General features: G+C 61.5%; 16 protein-coding genes. 4 read left to right on the top strand and 12 right to left on the bottom strand.

Annotated features, from left to right (window positions below; all coding sequences use genetic code 11):
* Nucleotides 1–8 precede the first annotated feature (8 nt).
* The 10 genes from AC3WWR_RS10510 to AC3WWR_RS10465 all read right to left on the bottom strand — a co-directional run bounded on the left by AC3WWR_RS10510 (nucleotide 9) and on the right by AC3WWR_RS10465 (nucleotide 12,190).
* On the bottom strand, nucleotides 9–992 hold the full coding sequence (locus AC3WWR_RS10510) for a fumarylacetoacetate hydrolase family protein (RefSeq protein ID WP_033043545.1): 984 nt from the start codon (nucleotides 990–992) through the stop codon (nucleotides 9–11).
* Nucleotides 989–1,570, bottom strand: a complete 582-nt coding sequence (locus AC3WWR_RS10505; RefSeq protein WP_033043547.1) for a cupin domain-containing protein — start codon at nucleotides 1,568–1,570, stop codon at nucleotides 989–991. The genes AC3WWR_RS10510 and AC3WWR_RS10505 overlap by 4 nt, the downstream gene beginning before the upstream one ends.
* 13 nt (nucleotides 1,571–1,583) lie before the next feature.
* Entirely contained in the window at nucleotides 1,584–2,834 is a 1,251-nt protein-coding gene (locus AC3WWR_RS10500) for an MFS transporter (protein WP_033043548.1), read from the bottom strand.
* Nucleotides 2,824–5,298, bottom strand: a complete 2,475-nt coding sequence (locus AC3WWR_RS10495) for an efflux RND transporter permease subunit (protein WP_432669271.1) — start codon at nucleotides 5,296–5,298, stop codon at nucleotides 2,824–2,826. Before AC3WWR_RS10495 ends, AC3WWR_RS10500 begins: the two co-directional genes overlap by 11 nt.
* A gap of 4 nt (nucleotides 5,299–5,302) precedes the next feature.
* Complete coding sequence (locus AC3WWR_RS10490) at nucleotides 5,303–6,397, bottom strand: WD40/YVTN/BNR-like repeat-containing protein (protein ID WP_033043550.1); 1,095 nt, start codon at nucleotides 6,395–6,397, stop codon at nucleotides 5,303–5,305.
* 73 nt (nucleotides 6,398–6,470) lie between these two features.
* On the bottom strand, nucleotides 6,471–7,859 hold the full coding sequence (locus tag AC3WWR_RS10485; protein ID WP_492598675.1) for a DUF1329 domain-containing protein: 1,389 nt from the start codon (nucleotides 7,857–7,859) through the stop codon (nucleotides 6,471–6,473).
* 12 nt (nucleotides 7,860–7,871) lie between these two features.
* Nucleotides 7,872–9,569: a DUF1302 domain-containing protein gene (locus AC3WWR_RS10480; RefSeq protein ID WP_432669268.1), complete on the bottom strand. Its 1,698-nt coding sequence runs from the start codon at nucleotides 9,567–9,569 to the stop codon at nucleotides 7,872–7,874.
* 44 nt (nucleotides 9,570–9,613) lie between these two features.
* Nucleotides 9,614–10,738 carry an FAD-dependent oxidoreductase gene (locus AC3WWR_RS10475; RefSeq protein WP_033043553.1) on the bottom strand — a complete coding sequence of 375 codons (1,125 nt, stop codon included), beginning with the start codon at nucleotides 10,736–10,738 and terminating at the stop codon, nucleotides 9,614–9,616.
* A gap of 87 nt (nucleotides 10,739–10,825) precedes the next feature.
* On the bottom strand, nucleotides 10,826–11,236 hold the full coding sequence (locus tag AC3WWR_RS10470) for a Rieske (2Fe-2S) protein (protein WP_237750001.1): 411 nt from the start codon (nucleotides 11,234–11,236) through the stop codon (nucleotides 10,826–10,828).
* Between the two features lie 15 nt (nucleotides 11,237–11,251).
* The gene (locus AC3WWR_RS10465; protein WP_033043555.1) at nucleotides 11,252–12,190 is read right to left on the bottom strand and encodes a VOC family protein; all 939 of its coding nucleotides are present in this window, start codon (nucleotides 12,188–12,190) and stop codon (nucleotides 11,252–11,254) included.
* A gap of 278 nt (nucleotides 12,191–12,468) precedes the next feature.
* Between AC3WWR_RS10465 and AC3WWR_RS10460 the strand changes: the two genes are divergently transcribed.
* Complete coding sequence (locus tag AC3WWR_RS10460; protein WP_033043557.1) at nucleotides 12,469–13,431, top strand: LysR family transcriptional regulator; 963 nt, start codon at nucleotides 12,469–12,471, stop codon at nucleotides 13,429–13,431.
* A gap of 60 nt (nucleotides 13,432–13,491) precedes the next feature.
* The gene (locus tag AC3WWR_RS10455; RefSeq protein ID WP_033043558.1) at nucleotides 13,492–14,649 is read left to right on the top strand and encodes an alpha/beta hydrolase family protein; all 1,158 of its coding nucleotides are present in this window, start codon (nucleotides 13,492–13,494) and stop codon (nucleotides 14,647–14,649) included.
* Between the two features lie 183 nt (nucleotides 14,650–14,832).
* On the opposite strand, the gene AC3WWR_RS10450 is transcribed toward AC3WWR_RS10455, so the two are convergent.
* Nucleotides 14,833–15,225, bottom strand: coding sequence for a nuclear transport factor 2 family protein (locus AC3WWR_RS10450; protein ID WP_033043559.1), 393 nt, complete (start codon nucleotides 15,223–15,225; stop codon nucleotides 14,833–14,835).
* Nucleotides 15,226–15,716: 491 nt separating this feature from the next.
* Between AC3WWR_RS10450 and AC3WWR_RS10445 the strand changes: the two genes are divergently transcribed.
* Together AC3WWR_RS10445 and AC3WWR_RS10440 are read left to right on the top strand one after the other, a co-directional pair.
* Nucleotides 15,717–17,066: a metal-dependent hydrolase family protein gene (locus AC3WWR_RS10445; RefSeq protein WP_033043742.1), complete on the top strand. Its 1,350-nt coding sequence runs from the start codon at nucleotides 15,717–15,719 to the stop codon at nucleotides 17,064–17,066.
* Nucleotides 17,067–17,077: 11 nt separating this feature from the next.
* Nucleotides 17,078–17,524, top strand: a complete 447-nt coding sequence (locus AC3WWR_RS10440) for a GlcG/HbpS family heme-binding protein (protein WP_033043740.1) — start codon at nucleotides 17,078–17,080, stop codon at nucleotides 17,522–17,524.
* Here the strand turns inward: AC3WWR_RS10440 and AC3WWR_RS10435 are convergent.
* Complete coding sequence (locus AC3WWR_RS10435; RefSeq protein WP_033043739.1) at nucleotides 17,509–18,441, bottom strand: LysR family transcriptional regulator; 933 nt, start codon at nucleotides 18,439–18,441, stop codon at nucleotides 17,509–17,511. The genes AC3WWR_RS10440 and AC3WWR_RS10435 overlap by 16 nt on opposite strands.
* Nucleotides 18,442–18,552 lie beyond the last annotated feature (111 nt).

Here is an 18,552-nt window from a genome sequence, read left to right as displayed (position 1 = left end):
GCCGCTCCTCAGCCTTGGGCCTGGACCACGCATTGATCGATGCCGCCGAACAACGACTGGCCGTCGCTATCCAGGACATCCATGCGCACGCGGTCGCCAAAGCGCATGAAGCCCGTCTGTGCGGCACCGTGCTCGATCATTTCAATGGCGCGACGCTCGGCAATGCAGGCCGAACCCGCACTGCGTTCGGCATTCGAGACCGTACCGGAGCCGATCAGCGTGCCCGCGCGCAGCGAACGAGTGAGCGCCGCATGGGCGATCAACTGGCCGAAGCTGAAGTTCATCTGCCCGCCGTTCGGATGACCGAACCATTGGCCATTCCAGTGCACCTGCAACGGCAAGTGCACTCGCCCGTCGCGCCAGGCATCACCCAGTTCGTCCGGGGTGATGGCCAGCGCAGCGAAGCTGGATGAGGGCTTGGCCTGCAAGAACCCGAAGCCGGTACGCATTTCCCGCGGGGCCAGGGCGCGCAAACTGACGTCGTTGACCTGCAGGATCAACTTGATGTGCTGCAGCGCCCTTTGTGCGTCGCAACCCATTGGCACGTCATCCACCAGCACCACGAACTCGCCTTCGAAATCGATGCCCTGGCTCTCGCTCGGCAGCACGATATCGTCGCGCGGACCAATGAAATCGTCGCCAGCACCCTGGTACATCAGCGGCGTGTGTTCGACGCCGTCGATGGGATCGAGGTTGAACGCTTTCTGCATCAGCGCACCGTGACTGAGGAAGGCCGAGCCGTCGCACCACTGATAGGCACGCGGCAAGGGTGCCATGGCCTGGCTTGGGTCGAAGGCAAAGGCATCCGCCGCTTCGCCGGCATTCAATTGACGGGACAGCGCCTGCAAGCGCGGCTCGCTGCTGCTCCAGTTTTCTATGGCGTGCTGCAAGGTCGGCGCCACGCAACTGGCGTCCAGTGCCCAGGCGAGGTCCTGCGAGACCACGACGAGCTGACCGTCACGGCTGGCGTTTTTCAGGGTGGCGAGTTTCATACCGATGCTCCTTGCTCAGGGTTCAACTCAGCGGCGAAGCGCCCGTCGAGAAGAATGAAGACCATGCGCGCCATCGCTTCGGTGCGATTGCTCCAGGCGTGGTTGGTGCCGCGCTGTACCACGACGTCGCCGCGCTTGAGGTGCACCTCTTCCTGATCCAGTACCAGCCACACTTCCCCCTCGGTGACGATGCCGTAGTCGAGCGTCTCGGTGCGGTGCATCAATTTGTGCCGGGAGTCAGCTTTGCCGGTACCGGCGTGGGATTGGCCAATTTCGGCGAACGCTGCCGCGGCCTCTTCAGCGCTGACCTGGTTCTGCACGCTGTCCGGTGGAATATCCACCACCCGAATCACGCTGCCCTGTGGTCCGGGGCTCAGTTGCAACGGTTTGCTGCTGGGATCGCTGGCGTTGTCCAGCAACGCCGGGCTGGCGCTGCTGTTCCACAGTTCATGAAACACCGTGCCCGGCACGGACAACAGCGGGAACACGTTCGGCGTCGGCCCATTGCTGGCGACGATTGCCTGGCCATGTTGATCGTGACCGGTAACCACTCGTTTGAATTCAGGAAGCGCTTGCATGAAAAATCCTCGTTCAGTTTCCGTCGCCGGCGGTGGTGCCACCGACAACAACATTCGCATGAGGTGACAGGCCACCGAGCCGGGGCACGGCCAGGCAAACCGCCGCCACCAACAGTTGCAGCCCACCGACGATGGCCAACGCTTGGGGCAGCGCGGTGACGCCGCCACCGGTCACGCCGAGTACCACCAGGGGGCTAATGAATTCGCCGGCGAAGATGGCCGCGGTAAAACACCCCGCCGCCCGCCCGCGTTGATGGAAATTGACTTGCGCCATGATCCAGGTGATCAGCGTGGGCAGCATCAAGCCGATGCCCAGGCCGTTGATCGTCACGGCAACCACGACCTGCACGTGGGTCAAGGCGTCAGCCATCAACAGCCCGCCGATGCCCGCCAGTACGAAGGCGATCAACAGCATGTGTTGCCCCCGCATCCCGCTGAACAAACGGAAGCTCAACGCCCCGATGAGCACGCCCAGTTGATTGGCGCCCATGGTCATGCCGATCTGTTGCGGGGCATCCACGTGCAGCAGGTTGAGCAGGTAGCCGGCCTGTACCGGCACGATAAACAGGCTCATGCCCGCCAACAGCGACAACACATACATGGGCATAAGGGCGCGCCATGGAAATTTGCCTGCCGGCACCGGCGGAGTTGCTCGCTCTGGCTGCGCGCGAGGCTGCGGCTCCCACAGTTTCCAGGCCATCAACGGCAGGAAAACCAGGCCCACGGCGTACAAGCCAAACGGGGTACGCCAGTCGTTTTGTCCAAGAAAGCCACCCAGCGCGATGAACACCGCCGCCGACAACGACGTGGCGACCATCTGCAAGGCAAACAATCGCTCACGCCTGGCACCGCTGTAGTAGTCACCCATCAATGTGGTGCAGCAGGTCATGATCCCCGCCTCGGCCAATCCGATGCCCGCACGACTGAGCACGATTGCCGCAAGCGAGTCGAGCCAGAGCGGCAGCACGCCGCAGAGCACGTACAACAACATGCTGGCCAGCAACAATGGCTTGCGCCCCAGCCGATCGGCGATCAGCCCGGCGAACGGCGCCAGCAAGGCGATCATCAAAGCCGGCAAGGTCAACACCACAGGCACCAGCACGGCGCTGCCGGAGACGTCGGCAAAATGCGCCTGCATCCGCGGCAACACCGGGGCCAGCAACACCGCGCCCAGCACGGGCAGACAGCTGCCCAACAGCAACAACAGCGATTGCGCCAAGCCGGCTTGTCGGCTGGCGTTTTCTACGGGGGAATTAGCGACCATGGCAGAGCTCCTTGATTCGCAGCTGATGAACGTCGGCGATAACCGCCGACTCAGACCCCGCCACGTTGGCTGACGTCATTGGCACAACGGCACCCTGTGTCTCGCTGCGTGCGGGTAACAGGAAGTACGCCAGCGCCGGCAGCAACACCAAGGCACCGACCATGTTCCAGACGAACATGAACGCCAGCAGCACGCCCATGTCGGCCTGGAACTTGATCGGTGAAAACGTCCAGGTCGCGACGCCAATGGCCAGGGTGATACCGGTCAGCATCACCACCTTGCCGGTAGAAACCAGCGCGCGGTAATAGGCTTCGGACAGGCTTGCCCCCTGGCGCAGATGACCCAGGAGAATGCTCATCACGTACAACGCATAGTCGACACCGATACCGACGCCCAAGGCGATGACCGGCAGGGTGGCGACTTTTACGCCGATGTTCAGCCATACCATCAAGGCTTCGCAGAGGATCGACGTCAGCATCAACGGAATCACCGCGCACAGCGTGGCGCGCCAGGAGCGGAAGGTGATCAGGCACAGCAGAATCACCGCGCCGTAGACCCATACCAGCATCTCGCGGTTGGCTTGCTTGACCACGATATTGGTCGCCGCTTCGATGCCGGCATTACCGGCGGCCAGAAGGAATTGCACCTCGTCGGTGTTATTTGCCGCGGCAAATTTTTCCACGTGTTCGACCAGGCGCGTCAGCGTTTCGGCCTTGTGGTCGGTGAGGTAGGCATACAGGGTCAACAGGCTGCAGTCTTCGTTGTACAAGCCACGCGGTGCGCTGGCGGTGATCATGTTGAGCATCGCCTGGTTGTTCTGCAGTTCGTACCACTTCGGGTTGCCTTCACTGAGGCCGACCAGCATGCGTCGGTTCAGCAGCGCCAGCGAGTTGGTCGAATCCACGCCCGGCAAGGCACGCAGTTGCCAGTCCAGGGCGTCAACCTTGGCGAGAATGTCATAGCGCGCACAACTGCTGGGCGGGGTTTTCACCATCACCGCAAACAGGTCGCTGCTGGCGCCGTAATGACGGGTCAGGAAGGCATCGTCCTGGTTGTAGCGCGAGTCCGCACGGAGCTCCGGCGCACCGGCGTCGAGGTCACCGATTTTCAGTTGCAGGCTGACCAGAAAACCCATCGCCGCCAGCGCGAGGCTAATGGCAATGCACAGGCTGGCCCAGCGCCGATGGGTGAACAGGTCGAGAAAACGCCAGAAGGCATGGCGCGTCTGCCCGGTTTGCTCGGCCTGTTCGCTCTTGAGGCTCAGTTGTGCCGCGCGCGGGGTGACACCGACATACGAGAGCAACACCGGCAGCAGGATCAGGTTGGTGAAGATCAACACCGCCACACCGATGCTGGCGATCACCGCGAGGTCTTGAATGACCTGGATCTTGATCAGCATCAGCACCGCGAAACCCACGGCATCGCACAGTAGCGCCGTCAGCCCGGCGAGAAACAATCGGCGAAAGGTAAAGCGCGCGGCCACGACCCGGTGCATGCCGCGACCGATGTCCTGCATGATGCCGTTCATCTTCTGCGCACCGTGGCTCATGCCGATGGCAAACACCAGGAAGGGCACCAGCACCGAATACGGGTCCAGTTGGTAGTCCAGCAAGGGCAGCAAACCGAGCTGCCAGACCACCGCCACCAGCGAGCACAGCACCACCAGTACGGTGCTGCGCAGGCAACGGGTGTACCAGAAAAGCACAGCGGTGGTGATCAGGATCGCGACGGCAAAAAACAACAGGATCTGCTTCAGGCCGGCAATCAGGTCGCCGACCTTTTTCGCGAACCCGGTGATGTGAATGTCGATGTTGGCGCTTTGATACGTGCTACGCAGTGCCTCCAGTTGCTCGGACAACTCCGCGTAGTCAAGCGGTTTGCCGTCGGCGGTGGAGGCCAGCAAAGGCACGTAGATGATGCTCGAGGTCTGGTCGAACGCCACCAACTGCCCGATTTCATTGGAGCGCTGGACATTGCGCCGCAGCGCTTCGAGGTTGGCGGCGGTGCCGCTGTAGTCATCCGGTATCACCGGGCCGCCATCGAGGCCGTCTTCGGTCACGGCGACCCAGCGCGTGGCGGGTGTCCAGAGCGACTTCATGTAGGCCCGGTCGACACCCGGCGTCAGATAGAGTTTGTCACTCATGGCTTGCAGGGTTTTCAGGTACTCGGCGTCATAGATATCGCCATGTCGGTTGGCGACCACAATGCGCAGGGCATTGCCAAGGCCGGTGAGCTGTTTCTGGTGCTCAAGGTAGTTGGCGATGTAGGGCTGCTGGGTAGGAATCATCTTTTCGAAGCTGGCATTGAGCTCGATACGGGTGGCTTGATACCCAAGCACCAGGGTGGTCAACACACACACCAACAGCACCCACAGGCGGTGGTTGAACAATGTGCGTTCCACCACTGAACCGGAGCGCGGATCGAAATTCGCCAGGCTTGCCGTGGCGTTGTCGAGAGACGTCATAACCTCACTCCGAAGCGGTAGCGATTGACGGCGACAGGCGCGTCAACCCAGTAAAACCAGCCAGCGTCACGCTGCCGTCAGCGGCTTCGATGACACTGGCAACGGGCTTGCCGAGCGGTTTGCCATAAGGCTTGAGCAATGCGCCGGGCTGGTTGTTGGTGCGAAACAAGGCACCACTCTGATTGACCAGCAGTAGCTGGCCGTCAGCGGTGCGGACTGCGTCACTGAAAGACACCGGCATCGACACCGAGGCAGGCTGGAAACTTTCGCCCAGGTCACGGGAGGCAAATGCATTGCCCTTCAAACCGGCCACCAGCAACACGCCGTCGTCGCGCATCTGCAGGGTGAAGAAGCTCCCCGCGTAAGGGCTTTGCAGCTGGGTGAATGACAGGCCGGCATCGTCCGAACGAGCGAGATAACCCTGCTCGCCCGCCAGGAACCAGTGCTCGCCCTGTTGAACGATGGAAGACAAGTGCGCGCCCATCGGGTTATCTATTTGCCCCATGATGGAATGCCAGGTGGTGCCGCCATCGTCGGTGCGAAAGGCCAGGCCGTACGCGCCGACGATCAGGCCGTGCCGGGCATCGACGAATTGCAGGGCGAGAAACGGTTTGTCGGCTCCTTCGGCGCCAAGCCGTTCGGCCGTTTGCACACGTGCCGCTGCGGCATCCGGATCGCTCGCAGAAGGCAGTTGAGCAGTGGCGCCTACCAGCTCTAGCTGTGCGGCACGCAAGCCGTCCATTTGCACAACCCAGTGTTCCCCTCCGTCGCGGGAAGCCAGCACGACACCGGCATGCCCCACAGCCCAGCCGGTATTGGCGTCGACAAACTGCACGGCCGTCAGACTGACCGAAACCGGCACGACGGCTTGCCGCCAGTTGACGCCGTTGTCATCGGAAAGCAGCACGATGCCCCGCTCCCCCACCGCGACCAGCCGCGCACCCGCCCGGGCCAGGTCCAGCAGCACTGCGGATTTCGCTTGCGGTGCCTGCATGGCCGGCGTGTCGAGTGCCTCACCCACCGCCTCGGCGTGCGCCAGGCTAAACGGCATCGCCATCAGCCACACCAGCCGAACAATCACCTGACAGAATCTGTTCATACCGACCTCGAAATACCGTTTGAAACCGGATCACGCTGCGCAAGCCACGATCCGGCCGAACTCACCGTCCGTTTCAACGAACGCCAGCACCCGCCATCGCCGCCGGCGAGAACTCGGAGGCCTTGTAGCGATCGACCATGCCGTACTGCTCAGGCTGGCCGGTGTAGACGTTCTGGATAAACCAGGCGCCGGAAGTCAGGTCATAGAAACCCGAGGACAATTGCGCTTGCGCGGGCAGGTCCGGCAGGACCGCCGGCAACGACCACAGGGTCTTGGCCAGTTGACCGTTGGCGTCCCAGCGGTCGCCCAACATGGCTTGCCAGGTGTCTTCATCGAGGTAGTAGCGGCCCTTCGGCAACTGGTGACGCTTGCCCGGTGCAAGATCGGCCTCGACCACCCACACCCGGTGCAATTCCCAGCGCACGTAGTCCGGGTTCATGTGGTGGGCGAGAAACAGGTCTTCAGGTTTGCCGGCGGCTTGGACCTTGTTGGTGTTGTAGGGGATGTACATCTCCTGCTTGCCCACCAGTTTCCAGTTGAAGCGGTCCATGCGGCCCTGGAACACGCTCAACTCGTCGAACGACATCACCCCGGCAGTCGCCGGTGTCGGCGTATCGCAGCAGGCATTGGGCAGCTTGCGCACGCGGCGTTGCCCGGTCAGGTAGACGTGCGCCTGGGACAGGTCGCCATTGATGTTGGTGCGGCCCATGATCTGCTCGCCGGCGCGCAACGGCGGCCCGACGTTGAGCAGACGGAACAGCCAATAGTCACCGGCGAAGGATTCCGGCGTCCCTTCCTGGTAGTAATACGGCATCTCCTGGATAGCCTGGCCGTCGGTGGTCATGACCTGCTTGCCGTCGGCGGTCATCAGGTAATGACGGAAATGCATCGATAGCGAGGTACCGCGCCAGTTCAACAGATGGTTCCACATGGCTTCTGCGCCATTTTGCGGGATCGGGAACGGGATGCCGCCAAAGGCGCCTTCAGGCACGGGGCCGGCGCTGCTGTCGACCAGTCTGGCGCGGGTGGCGTTTTTAAGTGTGTTGTCATATACCCACTGCGGCGCCGCGGCTGTGCGACGGGTCGGGTACACATCGATGCGATAGGTGTCCGGGAAACGCTTGAACATTTCCTTGGTGCCATCGCTGAGTTTGCCGGCGTATTGCGCAAGGTTTTTCGAGGTGATGCTGAACAATGGCTTGTCTGCGGCAAACGGGTCGGAACGCTTGCCGCCTTCCTTGAACGCAGGATCGACCTTGGTGTAGCCACCGTCCCAGGCAGGAATGGAGCCGTCGGCATTACCGGCGCGCTCGGCCCCGAAAGGCGTCAGGTTTTTCGACAGTTTGGCGGCGTCTTCAGCCGATGCGGCACTCGCCATCTGGCTGCAAATGGCCAGGCTACCGAGCAGTGCCAAGCCAAGGGCCTTGAGCGTGAAGGCGCGGGTTTTCTTGTTGTGGGTCATGCGCAAGTCCTCTTAAAACGTGGTCTTGACGGAGAAAGCCAGGTAGTCCCGGTCTTTCAGCGATTGCTTGTAATTGAACTGGCTGAGCGCGTTGAGGTTGGTGTCCTCGGCGCCGTAGTAATGCGTGTAGGTCAGGCCGGCGGTGACGCGATCCAGGTAGGTCGCGGTGATGCCGATATTCATGTCGCCGCCGTTGTCCGGGCCGAAGGAGCTGACAACGGCCGATTTGCCCAGCGGGAAATAGCTGAGGCCGACGGGGATGCTGATATCGATGCCGGAGAAAAACTGGCGGTAGGTTGGTGTGTAGACCACCTTGAATCCCAGGCCGTCATCGGTGGCATTGGGGTCAAGGGCGGCACGGTTCTTGGTGACACTCAGCAGGCGGTTCCAGGCGATCTCACCGACCAGTCCCGATTCCCGGGCAAGGAAGTTCGGTCCGAACGAGGCCAGCACGTTGAGGTTGACGTGAGCGGTGCGGCCGACCGCGTACAGGGCATCGTCATCGTTGTCGGCGACCACGCCGGGCAGGACGGTCTGGCCGTTGGAAACCAGCGGCATGTTCCAGCGCATCGAGGCTTCGCCAGCGAAGCTGTATTCGTCCATCGTGGTGGAAAAACTGGCACCGAAAGCACGAATATCCTCGGGGTACACCCAGTAATACTCACCGATCTGGCCGGTGCTGAAGTTCGGCGTACCGGTCGACGGCTTGAGATACAGCTTGGGGGTCTTGTCGTGGTACTGGATCGCATACAGGCCGTACTCGACCGTCTCGGCGCTGTACTTCAACTGCAAGCCGCCCTGCCCCGAGCTTTTCGCTTCCTTGTCATTGCCATGGAAGAACGCCGCCGGGCTGCTGGCGTTGCCACCGAGAAACGCTGGAAACGGCGCCCCCACGATCAAGCGTTCGTTGCCTTCACCAATGGTGTCACTGGTGGAGAAGTAACTGCCGGCGCCCGGCAGGCGCGTCTCTTCCCATTCCAACTGGTAGAAGGCGCCGAGCGACACGTCGTCGGTCAGTTGAAAAGTCCCCGACAGCTGACTGACCGGCCGGGTGATTTCCTTGAACTGGGTGTTGGGTACGGACTGCGCCTTCACCACATCGACCGGCGCCATGCCACCGGCAATGCCGTTGGCCCCGAAGAACAGGCTCTCGCCCCAGATCAACCCGTGGCGACCGGCACGCAGGGACGTGGCGTGATCACCCAGCTCGCCGTTCCAGTACACGAACGCATCAAGCAATTCGCCTTTACCGCCATGCAGATGGCGAGTGTCGTCGGTGAATTCGTCGTAGGCCACGGAACGGGCGTTGGCCCTTGCCGGGTCGTCGTTATCGTTGTCCTGCTGGTATTCGGTGTCATACCAGGCGGCCCCACTGAGGCGCGCGCCGACATTTTTAAACGACATATCCAGTTCGGAAAGGATGTCCGTACGGTTGGAAATCAAGCCCTTTTTGAAGGCCCGGTCGCCGTCGTCCTGGTTGAGTGCCACTTGGCCCTCGGTCAGTTTGCTGCTGGGATTTTGCGTGCGCCAGGCAGCGCTGTACTTCACGGTGTTATCCCAACGCAGGTTGAAATCCGGATTGCCGGTATCCACCGAAAAGGCATGGGCCGCCTGGCTGCACAGCACCAGGGCCGCGGCCAGACTGAAAGCAAAGGGTGCAGACGTGCTGACCGGGCGGCGCGCAAGCGTCGCAGTCGTGGAACTAACCATCGCGTTAACCTCTTGTTTTTATAGTGGTAACTGCTGCGGGTGAATCAGATGGGCTCAGCCGTCCGCGCGAGCATCTGCTTGACCAGGCCAATGCGGTCGAACTCGCGGTCGTGTTGCATTTCCTTGTCACCGGCCAGCACCGAGCTTTCGCTGATGTATTTGCAGCGCTCGAAACGGCGTTCCATGAAGCGCTGCAGTTGTTGCTCGATGCTGCCGTCGCGGGTCAGTTCTTCACTGAGCACGATGGCATCTTCAATCGCCATGCCGGCTCCCTGACCGAGGTGCGGCGTGGTCGCGTGGGCGGCGTCGCCGATCAGCAGGACGCGGCCGCGATACCAGGGCTCGTCGACGAACACCACTTCCATCGGCTTGTAGACCACTTGGCTGCTGTCGGTGATTTGCTCACGCAGTTCGCCGATGAGGCCGGTAAAGCCCTGCAAGCGCTGACGCATCTGTTCGGCCAGGGTCGTAGGGTCCATCCACGGGTTGGACGGTTCGTGGGACGTGAGGAACAGGTACATCAGGTCACCGGCCAGCGGCACCAGGCCGGCATTGCCTTCGGCGCTCTGGTAGTTGGCGAGGTGGTCGATCTGCGGCGCGCGCGGGAAGTTATAGCGCCACACCGATTGGCCGGTGAAGCGTGGTGTGTAGGTGTCGCCGAACAGCAGATCGCGAACCTTGGAGAACAGACCGTCAGCGCCGACCACCAGGTCATAGACCGCACTGCTGCCATCGGTGAACAGCACATCCACGCTGTCGCCTGTGTCCTTCAAGGATTCCACGCTCAGCCCCAGGCGTACTTGAGCACCGAGCTCCAGCGCCGTTTCGCTGAGGACCTTGTGCAGCGCCAGGCGTGAAATACCGACGTTGGCCGGGTATGCAGGCCCTGCCAGGCGTTGACCCGGGATGCGCGCCAGCTGCTGACCGGCCGGGCCATAAATGGCGACGTCTTCAAAGGCGTACGCCGCATCGAGGTAACCGTCGAGCACGCCCAGCTTGGCCATCTCGCGGACCACGTTGCTTTGCTGGATGATCCCGACGCCGTACACCGTCCACTCTGACTTGAGCTCGATCAGATCGACTTCAATGCCCTTGCGCCGCAGTGCGATGGCCGCACACAAGCCACCAATGCCACCGCCCACGATCAGAACTTTGTTCACTGCACTCATGGTTTTCTCACTTGTTATTCTTGTGATTCGATGCAGCGTCGGGCACTGCGTCGTTGGGTCCAGCTTCCCGTCAAAGCAGGGATTTGACTAATCGCGAGTAGGGATGCGATGTATCTCCAAACGCGATACCTCGACGGCTGGCGGCGCGATCCGGATGCCGGGCATTTGCAGCACCAGCCAGCCCTCCTCCACACGCCACGCCAAGGCCTCCAGCTTCTGGCCCAGACAGGGGCCGTAGACGCATTCACCGCTGCTCGGCAGAAATTGCGCGCCGTGCGCGTAACAGACGATCAACTGGCCGTCGGCGGATAAAAAACGGTCTTTGCGGTACTCCAGGCGTACGTCCAGGTGCGGGCAACTGTTGCGATAAATCCGCAGCTGCCCCTCGTGCACCAAGGCAAAGACACTGTCCCTGCCGCGTTGCAATGGATCGAATCCGCGTGCTTGCCCTTCCACCAGTTCGTCTATCCGGCACAGGGGGAAATCGCTGCGGCTCATGGCTGACATCCGTATTCAACCCTGTTTGGGTGGCGGGCCGCCGGGTGCCCATTTTTCTTTCGAGTTGAACAGGAACAGCTGCGAGTTATCCGCTGATAACGGCGCGCGACGGGCCTCCCAGGCGTCATCGTGTTTGTCCATGTCGGCGTCGTACTCAATGTGGCAACCCAACGGACTGTTGAAGTACCAGAACCAGTTGGAGCCAAAGAGGTGGCGCCCAGGCCCCCAAAAACTGGTCCAACCCTTTTGCTCGAAACGTGTGCCGGCCAACAGCACTTCGGTGCCACTGCCCATGTGGAAGGTGAAGTGTTCGCAGCCCTTCATGTGTGGCGGGGTCTGGATCATGAACAGGCAGTGGTGATCATCGGAACCGGCCGGGCGCATGAACGGCCCGGCACCGATAAAGGTGTCCGTGGTCCGAAAGCCCAGGCGTTCGGCATAGAACGCTTCGGCCTTGGCCGCGTCGGGAACGAAATACACCACGTGGGACAAGGTGCGTGGCACCGCACTCATATCGAGCGTAATGCCCGGCTGGTTCAACGGCCGTTGCGGCGAGTGGCCGGCGGCGTTGGTCAGGTCATCCGGAGCGTTATAAGCCTTGCGCACGGTGACCTGGAAGGCGATTGCGAAGCCCATGTCGTCGACGCTGTGCAGCACGCCGTTTTCCCGAGAGACCTGGCGGTCGCGCGCCAATTCGTCTTCGATGGCGTCGAGGTCCGCCGCGCTGGCAACGCCGTAGACGGTTTCGCGAATCGACGGTGCCGGGCCAATCGCAACCGGCAGGTTCGGATCGTCCGCTCGACGAATGATCACGGCAGTGCCGTCCAGCGCTTCGAAGCGCCCGCCCTGGCTGTCGACGTCAACTGGCGCCAGGCCGTAGTCACGCAGGCAATCGGTACAGGCTTGGATGTCATCGACGCCAAAAATCAGGGCATCAAGGCCAATGATGTTCATGGCTACCACTCCATTGAAATTATGATCCGGAGACTGCTGCCGAGCGCTCGACAAGGCCGATAAGCGAGGCATGGAATCCGGTGGTGGTGTCGGCCAGAGGTCCGACTGCGGCGAAGATTGACGTGGGATTTGGCAGCTGACTAATCGCGAGTGGGGATGCGACCTATCGGCAAACGCGATACCTGAATGCGCAGGGGAACGGCGCACAAACGGGGTTGACGAGACGATGAATTCACCGGAATGTATCGTCAAAATAAATACAACAGCGGGCCTGCCTGATGCGTTTCAACCACCTGGATCTCAATCTGCTGGTGGCACTCGATGTGCTGCTCGAAGAGCAGAACATCACCCGTGCCGCCGAACGCCTGCACATGACGCAGTCCGCAACCAGTGGCGTGCTCGGGCGTTTGCGCAGTTATTTCGAAGACGAGCTGCTGGTGCAGGTGGGGCGCAAGATGCAACCCACGCCCTACGCCCAGGAGCTCGCCAAACCGATCCGCGAAGTACTGCTGACGATTCAATCCTCGATCACTGCCAAGCCGGTGTTCGACCCCACAACCAGCAAACGCCACTTCCGCCTGGTGACCTCGGATTACCTGATCAGCGTGCTGTTCGCCCAGGTGATTCAGAAGATCCATCAGGAAGCCCCGAACATCACGTTCGAGATGCTCGGCCCTGGCGACAATTCCGGTGAGTTGCTGATTCGCGGCGAGGTCGACCTGATGATCGTGCCTGAGCGCTACATCATCGACGGCCACCCCCACAAGCTGCTGTTCGAGGAAGAACACGTCTGCGTGGTGTGGGACGGCAATACCCAGGTCGGCGACAGCCTAAGCCTGGAGCAGTACATGGACATGGGCCACGTCTCCGTCGGTTTTGGTCGCACCCGGCACTTGAGCATCGAAGAATGGTTCATGAACCAGTATGGTTTCAACCGCCGTATCGAAGTCATCACCAACGACTTCAACACCCTGCCGCAACTGGTCGTCGGCACCCAACGCATCGCCACCATGCACCAGCGCCTGGCGCGGCTCTACGCCCAGCACCTGCCACTGCGCATCCTCAATCCTCCGGTGAAGATTCCGGTCATGCGCGAGGTCATGCTCTGGCACCGTAGCGTGGACGGCGATCCGATGCATCGCTGGCTGCGTGAGCGCATCAGCGAGTTCATCCAGCATCTGGAACGCGATCCTATCGCCGCTCGCGATACCTCTCATCCCGAGTCGCGATTGGTCAATTAGCCGGGGCGTCCTTAACGTGCCTTGTGAATGTTCAAGGCAACCACAAGGACAACAACCCTCATGTTCCGTTATTTCCCGACCAATTACGTGTGGAATCTCTCAGTCAACCTGGCCATCGAAATGGGTGCCCGCATGGGCGAAATCGAAGAGATGTGCGCGCCACTGCAGGAAGCCGCCCAGCAGCCTGACGCCGCTGGCACCAAGGCATTCCGCGAAACCTGGGCGAAGATGGCCGACAAACTCTGTGGCCTGGCCGAGGAAGATGAAAGCAAAGGCCGGCTGCTGTCCGCTGGCGAAAAATACAACCGCGCCGCCACCTACTACCTCACCTGCGAGCGCTTGCAGGCGCATGGCGCGCCGGGTCGCAGCGAGCTGTACCAGCGCTTTTTGCAGACTTTCAAACGCGGTATCGAACTGTCGCGGGAGAACTGCGAGCGCGTTGAAATCCCCTACGAGGGCAAACATATTTCCGGGTTGCTGGTGCGGGCCGAAGGCGTGACCGGCCCCGCGCCGATCCTGGTGCAGGTCAATGGACTGGATTCGACCAAGGAAATGAAATACCGCGTCGGCCTGCCCGCCTGGCTGGCAAAACGCGGCATCTCGTCGTTGATCATCGACCAACCCGGAACGGGGGAAGCGCTGCGCCTGCACAACCTGATCGCGCGTTACGACAGCGAACACTGGGCCAGCCGCGTGGTCGACTGGCTGGAAACCCGAAGCGACGTGGACGCCAAGCGCATCGGTCTGGAGGGCGTCTCTCTTGGCGGTTATTACTGCCCGCGCGCGGTGGCCTTCGAGCCACGGTTTGCCTGCGGTGTGGTGTGGGGCGCGAACCATGATTGGCGCGATGTGCAAAAGCGCCGCCTGGAAAAAGAAGGCAGCTTCCCGGTACCGCACTACTGGGCGCACGTGCAGTGGGTGTGGGGTGCAAAAGACATGGATGAGTTCATGGCCATCGCCGAAAACGTGCACCTGGACGGTGTGCTGGATCGTATCAAGGTGCCTTTCCTGGTGACGCATGGTGAAAAGGACTCACAGATTCCGCTGAAGTGGGCACACCGTACCTACGAGCAACTGGTCAACAGCCCCAAGCGTGAACTGAAGATCTTCACCGAACGTGAAGGGGGTGTGCAGCATTCCAGCTTTGATAACAGCATCAACGCCGGACAGTACATCGCCGACTGGATCGCCGAAACCCTGGGTGGGCACACGGCTTGACCGATCCTTTGTAGGTGATGGCGGCATCAGCTTCACAATCGCCATCGCCAGCAAGCCGGCTCCTACAGATTCAGGTCATGCCCACAATCACCCCCCCCCTGTAGGAGCTGGCTTGCCAGCGATAGCGACATCAGCATCGCCATCGCCAGCAAGCCGGCTCCTACAGTTTTGTGTGGTGCCAATCTATCCACATGTAGGTGCGCGTGTCCCATGAAACGAGCTGATCTGCCAGCCCTTGGCACCCAATGTCCAAACCTGCGTGGCAAACCCGTCACCGCGAATCGACTGATCGCCGACGCGCCTGCGTAACGTGTTGCATTGCGTGCCGGTCATCACCGCCAAGTGTTCGCCGTAGAAGCGGATCTGCAACTCGCCACGCTCAATCTCCAGGTACTGTACGGCGCTTTTTGCATATTCCAGATAGTCCGCCTTGCCTTGCACCAGTCCAGTGGTGTGCACATACACCAGGTCATCGGCGAAAAGCTCGGCGACGCGTGGGTAGTCTTCTTCAACCAATGCCCGGCGGCGTTCCCGCTCAAGTGCCAGGAGTTCGGTTCTTGCAGTTGCGATGGTCATGGGGATTGCTCTCTGTGGGTGACGAGCGCGCACCTTAGACTTGAGCACCGGCGCATAAAAAATCGTCGATCACGATGCCAGCCATCGTCACTCGCGATACCCGGCCCTTGATGTTCTTCCCGCGACCCGCAGGAGCTGCCACTGGCTGCGATCTTTTGATCTGGCTTGTGAACATCAAAAGATCGCAGCCTCGTTGCACTCGACAGCTCCTACAGGGGACCGCGGTCAATTGTGGGAGCGAGCCTGCTCGCGAAAAACGGCTGGGCGACGCGTTCATTCAGGCAACCCGCGTTATCGTTAACGACCATCGCGGGCCAGCCCGCTCCCACAGGGGGTTGGGGACATCTTCCAGAGCCAGGTGGCTGTCAGGCCACCGTGGATTGAGCACCTATCGACGCCATCAATACCCGAGCATTGATGCAAGTTGCTGGTCGCGACCATGGCCGCGCCCTAGCCTCGCGTTGCATAACCATCAGCAAAGTGAAAACGCCATGAATGCCCTGCACCTCAAATGCCAGACCTTGTTCGACGGCACTGGCCTGCACACCCGCCAACAGCAAACGCTGGTCGTGGAAAACGGCCTGCTGGCGTATGTCGGCCCGACGGCCCTGGCGCCGCAGCCACAACCGGGTGACACCGTTCTGGACGCGGGCGATGACTTTGTCATGCCGGGTCTGGTGGACGTGCATACCCACCTGGCGTTCGGCAACGCGCAGAGCGAAGAAGATATCGATATCTGGACCAGCGACGAATTCCGCGCGCTGCGCGGCATGTTCTTCGCCCAACATGTGTTGGCCGCTGGCGTGACCAGCATGGTCTGCCCGGGCGATAGTGGCCAGCTCAGTATCTCAGTGCGCAATGCGATTGCCGCTGGCCTGTTCGAGGGCCCGCGGATCGCGGCCAGCAGCCGGGTCATCACTAATCGGCAAAGTCTCAATGACTGGTTTCCCAGCCGCGTGGGCGCCCCGGAATATTTCACTGCGCGCCTGGTCACCAGCCGCAGCGAAGCCTTGGCAGAAATCCGCAAGCAGGCGAAGGATGGCGTGGACCTGATCAAGATTGCCATGGACGGCACCCACCGCCGCCCGAACGGCGAAATCATTGCCGCATTCACCGCTGAAGAAACCTATGAGATGGTTGAAGAAGCCCACCGCCTGGGCTGCAAAGTGGCGACGCATGCCTATGGCCGAGAAGCGGTGATGTATGCCGCACGCGCCGGCGTCGACCTGGTGTTCCACGCCTTCTACATGGACGACGACTGCATCGAGGCCTTGCTCGACGCGGGCAGTATCCTCGCGCCGACCATGACGTTCCCGCAAAACACCGTGGATTTTTGCCAGCCTCACGACCCGGCCATCAGCACCGGCTACGCCGGTTACTGCGCACGCACACTGGACATCGGCTCGGCGGTGCTCAAGCGTGCCAAGGCCGCCGGCGTGCCCTTCGCCTGTGGCAGTGACAGCGGTTTTGCCGTGACGCCGTACGGCGAATGGCACGCTCGCGAGCTGGAACTGCTGGTCACTCGGCTGGGCTTCACGCCCGCCGAAGCGTTGTATGCCGCCACCGCCGTGGGTGCGCGCTGCATGCCGCGCGGCGAAACCATTGGCACTCTGGAAGTGGGCAAACAAGCGGATTTCCTGTTGCTCGACGGCTCGCCTCTGCAGGACATCCGTATCCTTCAAGACCGCTCGCGCCTCAAAGCCGTGTACAAGGCCGGTCAACCGGTGCGTTTGGAACGCAGCCCGTACAACCCCAAGCAAGTGTCTGACTTCAACTCGCTGAAGTGGACGGACCTGTATACCCGCGACCGTGTTGCCCAACTGGGCAAGTGGGCCCTATGAGGATCGACGTCATGCACACACTTGATCTGCTCACCGCCACTCACATCGCGAGCAGCGCGATCCGGATCGCTCAAGAAACCGGGATCAAACCCTTGGCCGTCGTCGTGCTGGATGTGGCAGGTCATCCGTTGGCGGTCCTGCGCGACGAACAGGCCAGTTTCCTTCGCCCGCAAATCGCCACGGGCAAGGCGCGTGGCTGCCTGGGCATGGGTTTCGGCGGACGAGAACTGGCACGGCGCGCCCACGCCATGCCGGCGTTCTTCGATGCGATCAACAGCTTGACCGGCGGCGAAGTCATTCCGGTGGCGGGTGGTGTGCTGATTCGCAATGCTGCGGGGTTGATTCTCGGCGCCATCGGCGTCAGCGGTGACACCTCGGACAATGATGAGCGTTGCGCTGTGCAGGCCATCGACCAGGCCGGGTTGGTGGCCGATACCGGTGATCAGCCGGCGGGTTGATCAAGCGCCGCGGCCTGCTCCGACAACAGGCCGCGAAACCACATCAGCGCCGGATCTCGCTCCTGGTACGGGTGCCATTGCAGTACCTGCACCGCCTCGGGAAAGGCCAAAGGTGCAGGTTGAATACGCAGCGGATACCGCTGGGCGAAACGCTCTGCCTGCCGGCGAAACACCGTGGCGATTCGCGCGGTGCCGACGATGAACTCCGGCATCAACGCGAAGCTTTCAAGCGCCACCGCCACGCGTCGATGAATGCCCAACTCATGGAGATGCAGGGCATCCAGCGCCAGGTTTCGCCCGTCGGCAAACTCGCGCACCACATGGTCGGCAGCGCAATAGGCAGTCAGGCTCAAACCCTCGGCGAACGGCTGCTGCGCGCAGACGATGCAACACAACCGGTCGCTCATCAACGGCACATGGGGATAATCCGCGTTCAAGCGGCGCTGCGGCACGATCACACAGTCACTACGCCGATAATCGAGCGCTTCACTGACCACATCTCCGTCGCGTGGCACCGGCAAGTCGCGCAGGCTCAAACGCACGCCGGGCGCGACGCGCGCCAACTCAAGACTGACCGCTGGAAAAAGCACCCCGGCCACGTAGTCGGAAGCCACCAGGGTAAATTGCCGAGTACAGGTGGCTGGGTCGAAGTTCACCGGTGCATCGATGATCTGCCGTGTCAGGGCGAGTGCTTCATGCACCTTGGGCAACAGCTCCAGCCCCAGGGCAGTGGGTTCCAGGCGGCGCCCGACCTGAACCAGCAACGGGTCATTGAAATGCTCACGCAAGCGTCCCAGTGCCGAACTGGTCGCCGACTGGCCCAGGCACAATCGTTCAGCGGCCCTGCTGACGCTACATTCGCTCAACAAGGCGTCGAGGGCCACCAACAGGTTCAGGTCGAGACGGCGATACCGCATGCTGTTTCCGTTTCAGATTGATGAATTGGGCAGGTGGCAACTTTAATGACCGGTGTCTTGCTCACGCCAATCGCATGCCGCGTTAGCAGGTATCGCCATTGCAGATACCTG

The sequence above is a fragment of the Pseudomonas sp. EB271-G4-1 genome (assembly GCF_058791355.1).
Note: the sequence above shows the minus strand (reverse complement) of the source record. Positions and strands in the feature narration are given on the sequence as shown.

Excerpts from the sequence above, each read along its gene's own strand:
- AC3WWR_RS10445 (WP_033043742.1), top strand. The coding sequence starts at position 15,717 with ATGAATGCCCTGCACCTCAAATGCCAGACCTTGTTCGACGGCACTGGC.
- AC3WWR_RS10490 (WP_033043550.1), bottom strand. The coding sequence starts at position 6,397 with ATGAACAGATTCTGTCAGGTGATTGTTCGGCTGGTGTGGCTGATGGCG.
- AC3WWR_RS10470 (WP_237750001.1), bottom strand. The coding sequence starts at position 11,236 with ATGAGCCGCAGCGATTTCCCCCTGTGCCGGATAGACGAACTGGTGGAA.
- AC3WWR_RS10465 (WP_033043555.1), bottom strand. The coding sequence starts at position 12,190 with ATGAACATCATTGGCCTTGATGCCCTGATTTTTGGCGTCGATGACATC.
- AC3WWR_RS10485 (WP_492598675.1), bottom strand. The coding sequence starts at position 7,859 with ATGACCCACAACAAGAAAACCCGCGCCTTCACGCTCAAGGCCCTTGGC.
- AC3WWR_RS10505 (WP_033043547.1), bottom strand. The coding sequence starts at position 1,570 with ATGCAAGCGCTTCCTGAATTCAAACGAGTGGTTACCGGTCACGATCAA.
- AC3WWR_RS10500 (WP_033043548.1), bottom strand. The coding sequence starts at position 2,834 with ATGGTCGCTAATTCCCCCGTAGAAAACGCCAGCCGACAAGCCGGCTTG.
- AC3WWR_RS10495 (WP_432669271.1), bottom strand. The coding sequence starts at position 5,298 with ATGACGTCTCTCGACAACGCCACGGCAAGCCTGGCGAATTTCGATCCG.
- AC3WWR_RS10450 (WP_033043559.1), bottom strand. The coding sequence starts at position 15,225 with ATGACCATCGCAACTGCAAGAACCGAACTCCTGGCACTTGAGCGGGAA.
- AC3WWR_RS10510 (WP_033043545.1), bottom strand. The coding sequence starts at position 992 with ATGAAACTCGCCACCCTGAAAAACGCCAGCCGTGACGGTCAGCTCGTC.
- AC3WWR_RS10455 (WP_033043558.1), top strand. The coding sequence starts at position 13,492 with ATGTTCCGTTATTTCCCGACCAATTACGTGTGGAATCTCTCAGTCAAC.
- AC3WWR_RS10435 (WP_033043739.1), bottom strand. The coding sequence starts at position 18,441 with ATGCGGTATCGCCGTCTCGACCTGAACCTGTTGGTGGCCCTCGACGCC.
- AC3WWR_RS10480 (WP_432669268.1), bottom strand. The coding sequence starts at position 9,569 with ATGGTTAGTTCCACGACTGCGACGCTTGCGCGCCGCCCGGTCAGCACG.
- AC3WWR_RS10475 (WP_033043553.1), bottom strand. The coding sequence starts at position 10,738 with ATGAGTGCAGTGAACAAAGTTCTGATCGTGGGCGGTGGCATTGGTGGC.
- AC3WWR_RS10440 (WP_033043740.1), top strand. The coding sequence starts at position 17,078 with ATGCACACACTTGATCTGCTCACCGCCACTCACATCGCGAGCAGCGCG.
- AC3WWR_RS10460 (WP_033043557.1), top strand. The coding sequence starts at position 12,469 with ATGCGTTTCAACCACCTGGATCTCAATCTGCTGGTGGCACTCGATGTG.